Origin of the sequence: Nocardia mexicana NBRC 108244 (assembly GCF_001613165.1) — a bacterium.
GTDB lineage: Bacteria > Actinomycetota > Actinomycetes > Mycobacteriales > Mycobacteriaceae > Nocardia > Nocardia mexicana.
The window spans coordinates 50,074-62,840 of the sequence record NZ_BDBV01000049.1 but is presented as its reverse complement, the minus strand read 5'-3'; the positions used below and the strand labels follow the sequence as shown (position 1 = coordinate 62,840).

The 12,767-nt window shown below is 69.4% G+C and carries 12 protein-coding genes; 8 read left to right on the top strand and 4 right to left on the bottom strand.

What is annotated here, in order from left to right:
- The 6 genes from sucB to NM1_RS19990 all read left to right on the top strand — a co-directional run.
- The coding region (sucB, locus tag NM1_RS20015; protein WP_068021770.1) for a 2-oxoglutarate dehydrogenase, E2 component, dihydrolipoamide succinyltransferase at positions 1-771 on the top strand (771 nt) is incomplete at its 5' end.
- Positions 772-784: 13 nt separating this feature from the next.
- Entirely contained in the window at positions 785-1,687 is a 903-nt protein-coding gene (locus NM1_RS20010) for a TIGR01777 family oxidoreductase (protein ID WP_068021748.1), read from the top strand.
- Between the two features lie 16 nt (positions 1,688-1,703).
- On the top strand, positions 1,704-2,228 hold the full coding sequence (locus tag NM1_RS20005; protein WP_174556894.1) for a GNAT family N-acetyltransferase: 525 nt from the start codon (positions 1,704-1,706) through the stop codon (positions 2,226-2,228).
- Between the two features lie 127 nt (positions 2,229-2,355).
- Complete coding sequence (lipB, locus tag NM1_RS20000; protein WP_084519815.1) at positions 2,356-3,108, top strand: lipoyl(octanoyl) transferase LipB; 753 nt, start codon at positions 2,356-2,358, stop codon at positions 3,106-3,108.
- Between the two features lie 21 nt (positions 3,109-3,129).
- Positions 3,130-4,182, top strand: coding sequence for a lipoyl synthase (gene lipA / locus NM1_RS19995; RefSeq protein ID WP_068021746.1), 1,053 nt, complete (start codon positions 3,130-3,132; stop codon positions 4,180-4,182).
- Positions 4,183-4,302: 120 nt separating this feature from the next.
- Complete coding sequence (locus tag NM1_RS19990) at positions 4,303-6,495, top strand: elongation factor G-like protein EF-G2 (protein WP_068021743.1); 2,193 nt, start codon at positions 4,303-4,305, stop codon at positions 6,493-6,495.
- Here NM1_RS19990 and NM1_RS19985 read toward each other — a convergent pair.
- From NM1_RS19985 to NM1_RS19975, 3 genes are all read right to left on the bottom strand, one after another.
- Entirely contained in the window at positions 6,492-7,508 is a 1,017-nt protein-coding gene (locus NM1_RS19985) for a chemotaxis protein CheB (RefSeq protein ID WP_068021741.1), read from the bottom strand. The two genes, NM1_RS19990 and NM1_RS19985, sit on opposite strands and share 4 nt — an antisense overlap.
- A gap of 39 nt (positions 7,509-7,547) precedes the next feature.
- Positions 7,548-7,949, bottom strand: coding sequence for an anti-sigma factor antagonist (locus tag NM1_RS19980; RefSeq protein WP_169814295.1), 402 nt, complete (start codon positions 7,947-7,949; stop codon positions 7,548-7,550).
- Positions 7,950-8,093: 144 nt separating this feature from the next.
- On the bottom strand, positions 8,094-8,819 hold the full coding sequence (locus NM1_RS19975; protein ID WP_147289002.1) for an ATP-binding protein: 726 nt from the start codon (positions 8,817-8,819) through the stop codon (positions 8,094-8,096).
- 241 nt (positions 8,820-9,060) lie between these two features.
- On the opposite strand from NM1_RS19975, the gene NM1_RS19970 reads away from it, so the two are divergent.
- Positions 9,061-9,804 (top strand): DUF4191 domain-containing protein, encoded by a 744-nt coding sequence (locus tag NM1_RS19970; protein ID WP_068021737.1) that lies wholly within the window; start codon positions 9,061-9,063, stop codon positions 9,802-9,804.
- 179 nt (positions 9,805-9,983) lie between these two features.
- Here the strand turns inward: NM1_RS19970 and NM1_RS19965 are convergent, their stop codons facing one another.
- Positions 9,984-10,442 carry an RDD family protein gene (locus tag NM1_RS19965; protein WP_068021735.1) on the bottom strand — a complete coding sequence of 153 codons (459 nt, stop codon included), beginning with the start codon at positions 10,440-10,442 and terminating at the stop codon, positions 9,984-9,986.
- 702 nt (positions 10,443-11,144) lie between these two features.
- Between NM1_RS19965 and glnA the strand changes: the two genes are divergently transcribed.
- Positions 11,145-12,581: a type I glutamate--ammonia ligase gene (gene glnA, locus NM1_RS19960; protein ID WP_068021732.1), complete on the top strand. Its 1,437-nt coding sequence runs from the start codon at positions 11,145-11,147 to the stop codon at positions 12,579-12,581.
- The last annotated feature ends 186 nt before the right edge of the window (positions 12,582-12,767 follow it).

The window sequence follows — 12,767 nt, the reverse complement described above, 5'->3', positions numbered from 1 at the left end:
GCCCCCGCGCCCTCCGCCGCGCCGGCGGGTGTGCGCCCGCAGCTGCAAGCGCTGCGCGGCACCGTGCAGAAGGCCAGCCGCATCCGGCAGATCACCGCGGCCAAGACCCGCGAATCGCTGCAGACCACCGCGCAGCTGACCCAGACCCACGAGGTCGACGTCACCAAGATCGCGGCACTGCGCGGCAAGACCAAGGACGCGTTCAAGGAGCGCGAGGGCGTCAACCTGACGTTCCTCCCGTTCTTCGCCAAAGCCGCGGTCGAGGCCCTGGGCGTGCACCCGAACGTGAACGCCTCGTACAACGAGGAGACCAAGGAGATCACCTACCACTCGGCGGTGCACCTGGGCATCGCGGTGGACACCGATCAGGGTCTGCTCTCCCCGGTCATCCACAACGCCAGCGACCTCTCGCTGGCGGGCCTGGCCCGCGCTATCGCCGATATCGCCGGTCGCGCCCGCACCGGCGGACTGAAGCCGGACGAGCTGGCCGGAGGCACCTTCACCATCACCAATATCGGCAGCCAGGGCGCGCTGTTCGACACCCCGATCCTGGTACCGCCGCAGTCGGCGATGCTGGGCACGGGCGCGATCGTCAAGCGGCCCATGGTGATCGCGGACAACGGCAACGAGTTCATCGGCATCCGTTCGGTGTGCTTCCTGCCGCTGACCTACGACCACCGGCTCATCGACGGCGCCGACGCGGGCCGCTTCCTCACCACCATCAAGCACCGGTTGGAGGAAGCCGCGTTCGAGGCGGACCTGGGTCTGTAAAAGAGTTCTCGGCATGAAGGTTGTGATCGCCGGCTCGTCCGGACTGATCGGGACGGCGCTCGTGGCGGCCCTGCGGCGCGACGGGCACGAGGTGGCACGCCTGGTGCGCCGTCCCGCCGCCGGCCGCGACGAGTACTCCTGGGATCCGGCACGCGCCCAGGTCCCGGACCGTGCGCTGCGCGGCGCGGACGCGGTGGTCAACCTCTGCGGTGCCGGGCTCGGATCCCGCCGCTGGAACGGCAGCTACAAGCAGGAGCTGCGCGACAGCCGGATCACGCCCACCGACGTGCTCGCCGAGGCGGTCGCCGCCGCCGGGGTGCCCACGCTGCTCAACGCCAGCGGCGTGCACTTCTACGGCGGCGACACCGGCGACCGGGTGATCACCGAATCCGCCCCTGCCGGAACGGGTTTCCTGGGCACGCTGTGCCGGGACTGGGAGGGGGCGACGCATCCGGCGGCCGAGGCGGGCGCGCGGGTGGTGCTGCTGCGCAGTGCCGTCGTGCTGGCGCGGCACGGCGGCATGCTGAGCATGCTGCAGCCTCTGTATTCGCTGGCCCTGGGCGGCCGATTGGGCAACGGCCGCCAGTACATGCCCTGGATCTCGCTGGACGACGAGATCGGCGGCATCGTCTACGCCCTCACCCACGACGCCGTATCGGGCCCGGTGAACCTGGCCGGGCCCGCCCCGGTGACCAACGCCGAGTTCAACCGCGCCCTCGGCCGCGCCGTGCACCGCCCCGCACCGTTCGTGGTGCCCGCCTTCGCATTACGCCTCCTGATCGGCGAATTCGCCCAGGAGGCAATCCTGCACGGCCCCCGCGCCATCCCCACGGTCCTCGAGTCCGCGGGATATACGTTCCAGCACAACACGATCGGCCAGGCCCTCGACGCCGCGGTGGGACGCCGCGACACGTGACCATGGACTGTTCCGCATGAACGCGCCGGGTGTGGTGATCCGGGACGCACGGGAGGCCGACCTCCCGGAGATCCTCGTGATCCACAACGACGCCATCGCCGAGACCACCGCCATCTGGGACACCGAGCCGGTCGGGATCGAGGAGCGGCGGGCGTGGCTGCGGGACCGCCGCGCCGCCGGATACCCCGTCCTGGTCGCCGAGATCGACGGGGAGGTCGCGGGATACGCGAGTTACGCGCAGTGGCGGCCGAAGTCCGGCTACCGGCTCACCGTGGAGAACTCGGTGTACGTCGCCGACCGCTTCCACCGCCGCGGGGTGGCCACCGCGTTGCTGACCGAGCTGCTGGACCGCGCCGCCGGAGCCGGGACCGTGCACGCGATGATCGCGGCGATCGAGTCCGCCAACACCACCTCCATCAAGCTGCACGAGAAGTTCGGGTTCCGGATCGTCGGCGAGCTGCCGGAGGTCGGCCACAAGTTCGGCCGCTGGATGGATCTGACATTGATGCAGCTCACCCTGCCCGCCCGCGCACAGCGGTAACTATGGCGTAACCTCGCTGACCGTGAGTGAGCGCAGCGACCCTGCCGGCGACCCTTCTTTATCCGGCGAGCCGTCGAGCACATCGGCATCGACCCCGGAACCCCTGACCGACACCTCGGCCCTGCCGATCCTCCCGGCCTCCCGTAAACCGGCCGAGTCCGCGCGATACGACCACACCCCCGTCGTCGTCGAGCAGCTCGGCCTCATCGACTACCACCATGCCTGGGAATTGCAGCGCGGCATCGCCGAGGAGCGCGCCGACGGCCACGGCAGCGACCGGCTGCTCCTGCTGGAACATCCCTCCGTGTTCACCGCCGGGCGCCGCACCGAACCCGCCGATCTGCCGATCGACGGCAGCCCGGTGATACAGGTCGACCGCAGCGGCAAGATCACCTGGCACGGTCCCGGGCAACTGGTCGGCTATCCGATCGTGCGGCTCGCCGAACCGGTCGACGTCGTCGACTACGTCCGCCGCCTGGAACAGGCCCTGATCACCGTGTGCACCGGCCTCGGCGTCGCGTGCGGCCGGGTGGAGGGCCGTTCCGGCGTGTGGGTGGCGGCCGACGCCACGCGACCGGAACGGAAGGTCGCGGCGATCGGCGTGCGGGTGCAGCGCGGCGTCGCCCTGCACGGCGTCGCCCTCAACTGCAACTCGGCCCTGGACGGTTTCGCGTCGATAGTGCCCTGCGGCATCAGCGATGCGGGCGTGACAACGCTGAGCTGCGAGCTCGATCGCGAGGTCTCCGTCGCCGGGGTACGGGGCCTGGTCGCCGACGCGATCATCGCCGCCCTCGACGGCAGGCTGCCGGTCTCCGCACACGATGTAGCCCACGTCACACCCACCGGCACCCGGGGTAGAGCACCCACCAAAGCCATTTGATCACGGCGTAGCATCGGTTCAGTGACCTCCGTCGACACCCCGACATCGCAAGGCTCGGCCCACACGGCCGCAGCGCCCAACGGCCGCAAGCTGCTTCGCATCGAGGCACGCAACGCGGAGACGCCGATCGAGCGCAAACCCTCGTGGATCCGCACCCGCGCCACCATGGGCCCGGAGTATTCCGAGCTCAAGGGCCTGGTGAAACGCGAAGGGCTGCATACGGTCTGCGAGGAGGCGGGCTGTCCGAACATCTTCGAATGCTGGGAAGACCGCGAGGCCACATTCCTCATCGGCGGCGAGCAGTGCACCCGCCGCTGCGATTTCTGCCTGATCGACACCGGTAAGCCGCAGCCGCTCGATCGCGACGAGCCGCGCCGCGTGGCCGAGAGCGTGCAGCAGATGGGCCTGCGCTACTCGACCATCACCGGCGTCGCCCGCGACGACCTCCCCGACGGCGGCGCCTGGCTGTACGCCGAGACCGTGCGCGCCATCAAGCGGGTCTCCCCGCACACCGGCGTGGAGCTGCTCATCCCCGACTTCAACGCCAAGCCCGACGCGCTGGCCGAGGTGTTCTCCTCGCGCCCCGAGGTGCTGGCGCACAACGTGGAGACGGTGCCGAGCGTGTTCAAGCGGATCCGCCCCGCCTTCACCTACGAGCGGTCGCTGAGCGTCATCACGGCCGCCCGCGAGGCCGGCCTGATCACCAAGTCCAACCTCATCCTCGGCATGGGCGAGACCCCGGAGGAGGTCACGCAGGCGATGCGCGACCTGCACGAGGCGGGCTGCGACATCCTCACCATCACCCAGTACCTGCGCCCCTCCCCGCGCCACCACCCGGTGGACCGCTGGGTGAAGCCGCAGGAGTTCGTCGAACATTCCGACGTCGCAACGGAAATCGGCTTCGCGGGCGTGATGGCCGGTCCGCTGGTCCGCTCCTCCTACCGCGCCGGCAGGCTCTACGCCCAGGCCATGAAGCGCCACGGCCGCGAGCTCCCCCCGCAGATGGCCCACCTCGGCGACGAGAGCACCGCCGCCCAGGAAGCCACCTCGGTCCTGGCCCGCTTCGGTTCCTGATCGCCCGTCTCCCGCGGGCCGCGTGCGGCGTGTCCGGGATCTTTCGAATTGCTGACAGGCCGTGGTCCCCGGTGGGAAGCTCGAGTGAACCGCACGTGTCGACTCCGGGAGCGAGGACACATGGCCGACAGAGCGAGTACATCGGCAGGCGCCAACGGTACGACCATCACGGCGGAGCGTCCCGACGCCATCCGCAATGTGGTGCTGGTCGGCCAGAGCGGTTCGGGTAAGACGACGCTGGTGGAGGCCCTCGCGATGGCCACCGGCGCGCTCACCCGGGCCGGTCGCGTGGAGGACGGCACCTGCGTCTCCGACTACGACGACATAGAACAGCGACAACACCGGTCGGTGCAGCTGTCGGTGGTGCCGGTCGGCTGGGAGGGCATCAAGATAAACCTCCTGGACACACCGGGGTACGCCGATTTCGTCGGGGAGCTGAGGGCCGGTCTGCGCGCCGCGGACGCGGCCCTTTTCGTGATCTCGGCGGCCGCGGGCGCGGCGGGCGTGAGCGGGCAGACGCTGGCCCTGTGGGAGGAATGCGCGAGCGTCGGCATGCCGCGCGCGCTGGTGATCACCCACCTGGACGCCGCCCGCGCCGATTTCGACGAGATGACCGAGACCTGCCGCGAGCTGCTCGGCGGCGGTGCAGCGGAAAGCATGCTGCCGCTGCATCTTCCGGTGTACGGCCCGAAGGGCGCCGACGGCCATCGCCCCGTCACTGGCCTGATCGATCTGCTCACCGAGCACGTCTTCGACTATTCGAAGGGCGAGCACATCCAGGCCGAGACCACCGCCGACCAGTCCGCGCTGATCGATCAGGCGCGCGGTCGACTCATCGAGGGCATCATCGCCGAGAGCGAGGACGAGACCCTCATGGAGCGGTACCTGGCGGGCGAGGCGATCGACCTGACGACGCTGGTCACCGACCTGGAGCGGGCCGTCGCGCGCGGCACCTTCCACCCGGTCCTGATCGCGGCGCCGCCCCCCGAGGGCGCGCGCGAGGGCCTGGGCATGGTGGAGATCCTGGACCTCATCACGCGCGGATTCCCCACTCCCGCAGAGCATCCGGTGTCGGCGTCGGGGCTCGACGGCGCGCGCCCCGCCCCGCTGTCCTGCGATCCGGACGGCCCCCTGGCGGCGGAGGTGATCCGCACCGCGTCGGATCCCTACGTCGGGCGGCTGTCGCTGGTGCGGGTGTTCTCCGGGACGCTGCGCGCGGACGAGACGGTGCACGTCTGCGGCCACGGCCCGGTCGAGGAGCGCAACCACGACGTCGACGAGCGGGTGGGCGCGGTGTCGGTGCCGTTCGGCAAGCAGCAGCGGCCGCTGGGCCAGGCCATCGCCGGAGATATCGCCTGCGTCAGCAAGCTCGGCCACGCGGAGACCGGGGACACCGTGTCGGCGAAGGACGCGCCGCTGCTGATCGAACCGTGGCCGATCCCGGAACCGCTACTGCCCGTGGCGATTCGGGCGCACGGCAAGGCCGACGAGGACAAGCTGTCGCAGAGCCTGGCGCGGCTGGTCGCCGAGGATCCGACGGTGCGGCTCGAGCAGAACGGCCAGACCCATCAGCTGGTGCTGTGGTGCCTCGGCGAGGCGCACCGCGATGTCGCCCTGGAGCGGCTGCGGTCCCGGTTCGGGGTGCAGGTCGATACGGTCGACCACCGGGTCGCGCTGCGAGAGACGTTCGCCACCACCGCATCCGGGCGCGGGCGGCACGTGAAGCAGTCCGGCGGCCACGGCCAGTACGCCATCTGCGAGATCGAGGTGGCGCCGCTGCCGGAGGGCTCGGGCATCGAATACGTCGACAAGGTGGTGGGCGGAGTCGTTCCGCGACAGTTCATTCCGTCGGTGGAGAAGGGTGTGCGGGCGCAGGCCGCGCGCGGGGTGGCCGCCGGATATCCGCTGGTGGATGTGCGGGTGACGCTGTTCGACGGCAAGGCGCACTCGGTCGATTCCTCCGACGCCGCCTTCCAGACCGCCGGTGCGCTGGCACTGCGCGAGGCCGCGGCGACCGCCCGCATCAGCCTGCTGGAGCCGATCGCCGAGGTCCGGGTGACGGTGTCCGACGACTATGTCGGGGCCGTGCTCAGCGATCTGTCCGGCCGCCGCGGCCGCGTGCTCGGCACCGAGCCGACCACCGCGGGCCGCACCGTGATCCGCGCCGAGGTCCCCGAACTCGAATTGAGCCGCTACGCAATAGATCTGCGCTCCCTGGCGCACGGCGGCGCCCAGTTCTCCCGCAGCTACACCCGCCACGAACCGATGCCGTCGCAACTGGCCGAGAGCATCCGGGCCCAGGCCTCGGCCTAGCCCTCCGGCAGCCTGTCGTCGTCCTTCGGAAACCCCTCGGGATCGAACAGCAGGCGGCGCAGCACCTCGGCGGCGCGGCCCTGCTCCTCGCCCAGCTTCGCGTACCGCTGGGCGACGCGCGGCTGTCCGCTGCGCCCGGCGTGGGCACGCATTCGCTCGGCGAGTTGCTGCTTCTCCTCCAGCGCTCGATAGGCGGTCCACAATGACCGCTGTATCTCCAGGTCTTGTTCTTCCAGCAGGGCACGTCCCGTCCAGACATGACCGACCCGGCATCGATATCGTCCGGAATCGGCCGTGAACAACGCGCCACCACAGTCGGGACACGCCAGCCCGGACGGTGGCATCATGTTCGGCACCTCCTCGGGCCCCCGCTGTTCTCCGGCGTCGATGCGCGCTTCCAGCCGGTCGGAGTCGGAGACGGGCGACGGTGACACCGGCGCCGGGTTCCGCATTTCCGCGTGCAATGCGAGGCCGATCTTGCCCGCGGGAAGCACATGGTCGACCGGTGTCGCGGCCGACGCGCTCTCGGGCATACTCCGATAGTCGGCCTCGTCGGGGTCCTGTACGACAGCCAACCCGCCCCGCGCCTTGATCAGGGCCAGACCGGTCGTCCCGTCATCGAGAGCGCCCGACAGCACCACACCGGCGGCGCGCTGCCCCCACTCGATGGCCGCCGAACGGAACAGCACGTCGACACCCGGCCGGTGCCGGTTCTCGGTCGGACCGCGCGACAATCGGATGCGGCCGTCGTCGACGAGCAGATGACGATCGGGAACCGCGGTGTAGATGGTTCCGGCCTCCAACGGCATCCCGTCCGCGGCGACCGATACCGGCAACGGCCCCGCCCGCCCCAGAATCGAGGCCAGGACGCTGGTGCCTCCGGGCGGCAGGTGCAGCACGACCAGCACCGCGGCGGGCAACTCGAGGGGCAGCCCGGCGACGAGATCGCGCAGTGCCGTGATCCCTCCCGCGGAGGCACCGACGACGACCACATGCGAGGGTGATTCGGTCACATCCGGCCTCCGATCGCGTGGACTGGTGGGGGTCGGCGGTCACCTGACGGACGACGCGGTCTCGACGCTGGGATGGACGGGCAGCAATCCGGAGAGGTCGGCGGCCGCGACGATGCGCCGCACGATCGAGGCGGTGCTGACCAGGTGCACGTCGATATCCTGCCGTTGGCACCGGATGGCCTCGTCGGCCAGAGCGGCAAATGCACGGCAACCCATGAAGTCGAGGTCCTCGAGATCGATGACGAGCCGACCGGGCGGTGTCACCCGCGCGGCGGCCGCACCCAGCAGATGCTTCCATGTCGGCAACGTGCACGCGTCCACTTCCCCTTGTGCGCGCAGCAGCACGTCCCAGCCTCGAAATTCGACGTTTCCCGTGAGCCACGAGGAGATGGGGGATGTTCCGGACAGGTTCGGCTCACCGAGCCTTCGGTGGTTCGTCACAGCGGAGACGGTGGGGCTCACAGCGCCCTCCCGATAGTCGGCGCCACAGCGCTCGATATTCGATCCGCCCTGCCGATCTGAAGACGAATCCTTCTGTTTCGAGTAGCCCATGTTCCAGCCACCGAAACCTGCCGACCGGACGGGCTACCGTGCGGCAACCGGCAGCGCCGCCCACACCACCTTGCCCAGCGGACGACGCGGCGTACACCCCCAGGCCAGCGCCAGCCGCGCCACGATATGCAAGGAGCCCGGTTGATCCGGCCCCGGCACGGGCTCGCGCAGGACAGCCGCGCGCGGGTCGCTGTCCGACACCGCCACGGTGAACACTCCCTTGCACAGTTCCAACCGCAACCCGATCTCGTCGTGGCTGTCCGCGTGTATCAGCGAGTTCTCCACGAGTTCCGTCACGACCAGGGCGGCATCGGCGCGCACTTCGGGCACGGCCCACCGCTCGACAACCTCCTCGATGAATTGCCGGGCCCGCCGCCCGGACGGCGGAGCTCGGGTGAGCTTGATCGTGGCGCGCCGCCGGGGCGGCGTATCGGCGAGATCCGCCACTGCCGCCTCGACCGTGGCGAATACCGGCACGAAGCGATCGACGACGCTGGACCGGAGGCGGGCACGCAGCATCGCCGACGTCGCGACCAGCAGGATCGGCACCGCAGGCCAGGTACCGGTGCGCATCCAGGCACTGGAGAACGCCGTCAGCGACAGATCGGAGGGGATCGCGAGGTCGTCCACCGGCACGACGACGGCTCGCGGCTCGTCCAGGGCGAATTTCACCAGGTCGTCGCTGAAATGCCGGTAGTTGAGCGAATTCAGCTCGCCCCGCGGCCGGATGATCGAACAGCCCTCGAACTCTGTTCGCACCCAAACGATTTCAGAATTCGCCATACGCCTCGTACCCTTCGGACCTGCCGATCGGGCCCCTGCACCCCGGTCACTCGTCACAACGCCCACCGGCCCACCGGTGTCCGGTTCGACCGACTCGTCCCCGGGGTAGCCGCCCAGGTGGCTCCCAAACAGCCTCCCGTCACGACCGGAACGGCCGAGGCGCACGCGGTCCCTCCCGCCGCCGAAGCTATCGGGCATTCCCGATATCCTGAGTGCCATGGCAGCAGGGAAGGGCGGGAAGCCGTCCAAGGAAGCGAAGGCCGCGGCAAAGGCGGCGCGCAAGCAGGCGTCGAAGGAGCGACGCCAGCAGCTCTGGCAGGCGTTCCAGATGCAGCGCAAGGAAGACAAGCTCCTGCTGCCGTTGATGATCGGCGCATTCGTCGGCATCGCCGTGGTGCTGTTCGTGATCGGCCTGATCGTGGGCCTGCAGTGGTTCTTCCTGCCGGTCGGACTGCTGCTGGGCGCGCTGGTGGCGTTCATCATCTTCGGGCGGCGGGTGCAGCGCAACGTGTACGCGCGGGCCGAGGGCCAGGCCGGCGCGGCCGCCTGGGTGCTGGACAACCTGCAGGGCAAGTGGCGCGTCACCCAGGGTGTCGCGGCCACCACCCAGCTCGACGCCGTGCACCGCGTGATCGGCCTGCCGGGCGTGATCCTGGTCGCCGAGGGCTCCCCGTCACGCTTGAAGTCGCTACTGGCACAGGAGAAGAAGAAGACCGCCCGGCTCGTCGGCGACACCCCGATCTACGACGTCGTCATCGGCAATGACGAGGGCCAGGTCCCGCTGAAGGGCCTGCAGCGCTACCTGACCAAGCTCCCCCGCAATATCGACGCCAAGCGCATGGAGCTCATCGAGGGCCGCCTGGCGGCACTCGCCACGCGCGGCGGCCCGGCCCTGCCGAAGGGCCCGCTGCCCACGGGCGCCAAGATGCGCGGCGTCCAGCGCACCATCCGCCGCCGCTGAGTTCGTCCCGGCGAAGAGCATGCCGGGAAATGATGGGCGCCAGGCCGGGAATGACGGGCACCAGGCCGGGAATGGCGGGGCACCACACCAGGAATGACGGGGTGCACACCAAGAATGGCGGGGTGCCAGGCCGGGAGGTGGGGCGGCGCTGCCGAAGGCGATGCCGGGAATTGGGCTGGCTAGCGGGAGCGGACCAGGGCCGTTCCCGTGGCGCGGTCGTGCATGCCGCGGCCGTCGGAGTCGGTGAACAGGGCGGGGACCACGAAGATCAGCAGGACCTGGCGGGCCAGGGCGCGGACGAAACCGACCGTGGCTTCGGCGTCCACCCGGATCACCCGCATGCGCAGGAAGAACTGGCCGGGCGTGAACCCGAACAGGGTCACGCACCCCACGCCGAGCACGAACCACACCAGCAGCGTGAGGGTGTTGATCGATCCTCCGCGCGTGATGATCGCCGCGATCCCCATGGCGATGAACCAGTCGATGAAGAGTCCGGCGATGCGCCGCATCATCGACACCAGCGATCCCGCGCCGGACTCCGGCAGCCCGAGCAGCTTGCCCGGATACTCGTCCGGCCCAGGGCCACCCGGGTCCGCCGCATCAGGTCCGGACAGCCAGGAACCGGTGATTCGCGCCATGCCCCCAGCTTAGGCACCAGGCTCGAACGGGCCACGTCACACCCGGCACGCCCACTGCTGTCATTCCCGGCACGCCCGCTGCTCTCACCCCTGGACACGCCCGCTGCTCTCACCCCCTGGACACGCCCGCTGCTCTCACCCCCTGGGCACGCCCGCTGCTCTCACCCTCGGCATGCCGCTGCCCTCACTCCCGGCACGCCCGCTGCTCTCACCCCCTGGGCACGCCCGCTGCTCTCACCCTCGGCATGCCGCTGCTCTCACTCCGGCACGCCCGCTCTCACCCCTTGGGCATGCCCGCTGCTCCCACCCTCGGCATGCCGCTGCCCTCACTCCCGGCATGCTTTTGGCCGGGATCTCTCGGTCGATTCCGGGCAAGAACATGCCGGGAATGACGGTGGGCAGGTTGCGCGCGGGAAACTCTCAGCGCGCCGCGGCACTCGAGGCGCGATTCGTAACACATATTTACGGACCTCCGCGACCGCCGGCTTCCGCGGAGTGGCAGGATATGCGTGCTGGTCGAGCAACGATCGGCGTCGACCCCGGCCCCGTGCACGGCTCCGGGACGCCGCGGTGCGCGGTCGGCGCTACGTGTAACACTGGCGAAACACAGTCTTGATTGTCGGGAAACACCGCGTCCATAGCGTTCATCGACGACGCCCAGCAATCGGCACAGGCTGGGAACCGATCCGTAAGGAGTACTAAGTGGCGTTCAGCACGGCCGACGAGGTCATCAAGTACATCAAGGAGGAGGAGGTCGAGTACGTCGACGTCCGGTTCACCGACCTCCCCGGTGTGCAGCAGCACTTCTCGATCCCGGCGAAGGCCTTCACGGCCGACCTGGCCGAAGAGGGCCTGGCGTTCGACGGATCGTCGGTGCGCGGTTTCCAGTCGATCGACGAGTCGGACATGCTCCTGCTGCCCGATTTCAGCACGGCTCGCATCGACCCGTTCCGCGCGGCGAAGACCCTGAACCTCAACCACTTCGTGCACGACCCGTTCACCCGCGAGGCCTACAGCCGCGACCCCCGCAACGTCGCGCGTAAGGCCGAGGAGTACCTGAAGAGCACCGGCATCGCCGACACCGCCTTCTTCGGCGCCGAGGCGGAGTTCTACATCTTCGACTCCATCCGCTACGACTCGGCGATGAACGGCTCCTTCTACGAGATCGAGTCCGTCTCCGGCTCGTGGAACACCGGCGCCGAGTTCAACCCGGACGGCACCCTCAACCGCGGCTACAAGGTCCGCAACAAGGGCGGGTACTTCCCGGTCGCGCCGTACGACCACTACGTCGACCTGCGCGACAAGATCGCGACCAACCTGCAGAACGCCGGCTTCGAGCTGGAGCGCGGCCACCACGAGGTCGGCACCGCGGGCCAGGCCGAGATCAACTACAAATTCGGCACCCTGCTGGCGGCGGCCGACGACCTGCAGCTGTTCAAGTACATCGTGAAGAACACCGCGTGGGCCGAGGGCAAGACCGTCACCTTCATGCCGAAGCCGCTGTTCGGCGACAACGGCTCGGGCATGCACGCCCACCAGTCGCTGTGGAAGGACGGCAGCCCGCTGTTCCACGACGAGGCCGGCTACGGCGGCCTGTCGGATCTGGCGCGGCACTACATCGCGGGCATCCTGCACCACGCCCCGTCGCTGCTGGCCTTCACCAACCCGACCATCAACTCCTACCACCGGCTGGTGCCGGGCTACGAGGCCCCCATCAACCTGGTGTACTCGCAGCGCAACCGCTCCGCCGCGGTCCGCATCCCGGTCACCGGCAACAACCCGAAGGCCAAGCGCATCGAGTTCCGCGCGCCGGACTCCTCGGGCAACCCGTACCTGGCGTTCGCCGCGATGATGATGGCCGGCCTGGACGGCATCAAGCGCAAGCTGGAGCCGCTGGCCCCGGTCGACAAGGACCTCTACGAGCTCCCGCCGGAGGAGGCCAAGAACATCCCGCAGGCCCCCACCAGCCTGGAGTCGGTCATCAACAAGCTCGAGGAGGACCACGAGTACCTCACCGAGGGCAACGTCTTCACCGAGGACCTCATCGAGACCTGGATCTCGCTCAAGCGCGACAACGAGATCGCCCCGGTCAACCTGCGTCCGCACCCCTACGAGTTCGAGCTGTACTACGACGTGTAAGTCGCTGTACCGCAAGCGTTCTCCCGGAGCCCCAGCCGAATTCGGCTGGGGCTCCGGCCGTTTCGAGAACAGCCTTCCCGAATTTCCGGCGATTGCTATCGGGTAACAGTGCTCCGGCAAATCACTCGCGGGGCGGAAGTCGCTGTACGATAGCCGAATTCGAGTGGGTATATGCCGTACCGGCAT

Excerpts from the sequence above, each read along its gene's own strand:
- NM1_RS20010 (WP_068021748.1), top strand. The coding sequence starts at position 785 with ATGAAGGTTGTGATCGCCGGCTCGTCCGGACTGATCGGGACGGCGCTC.
- NM1_RS20005 (WP_174556894.1), top strand. The coding sequence starts at position 1,704 with ATGAACGCGCCGGGTGTGGTGATCCGGGACGCACGGGAGGCCGACCTC.
- NM1_RS19990 (WP_068021743.1), top strand. The coding sequence starts at position 4,303 with ATGGCCGACAGAGCGAGTACATCGGCAGGCGCCAACGGTACGACCATC.
- NM1_RS19970 (WP_068021737.1), top strand. The coding sequence starts at position 9,061 with ATGGCAGCAGGGAAGGGCGGGAAGCCGTCCAAGGAAGCGAAGGCCGCG.
- NM1_RS19965 (WP_068021735.1), bottom strand. The coding sequence starts at position 10,442 with ATGGCGCGAATCACCGGTTCCTGGCTGTCCGGACCTGATGCGGCGGAC.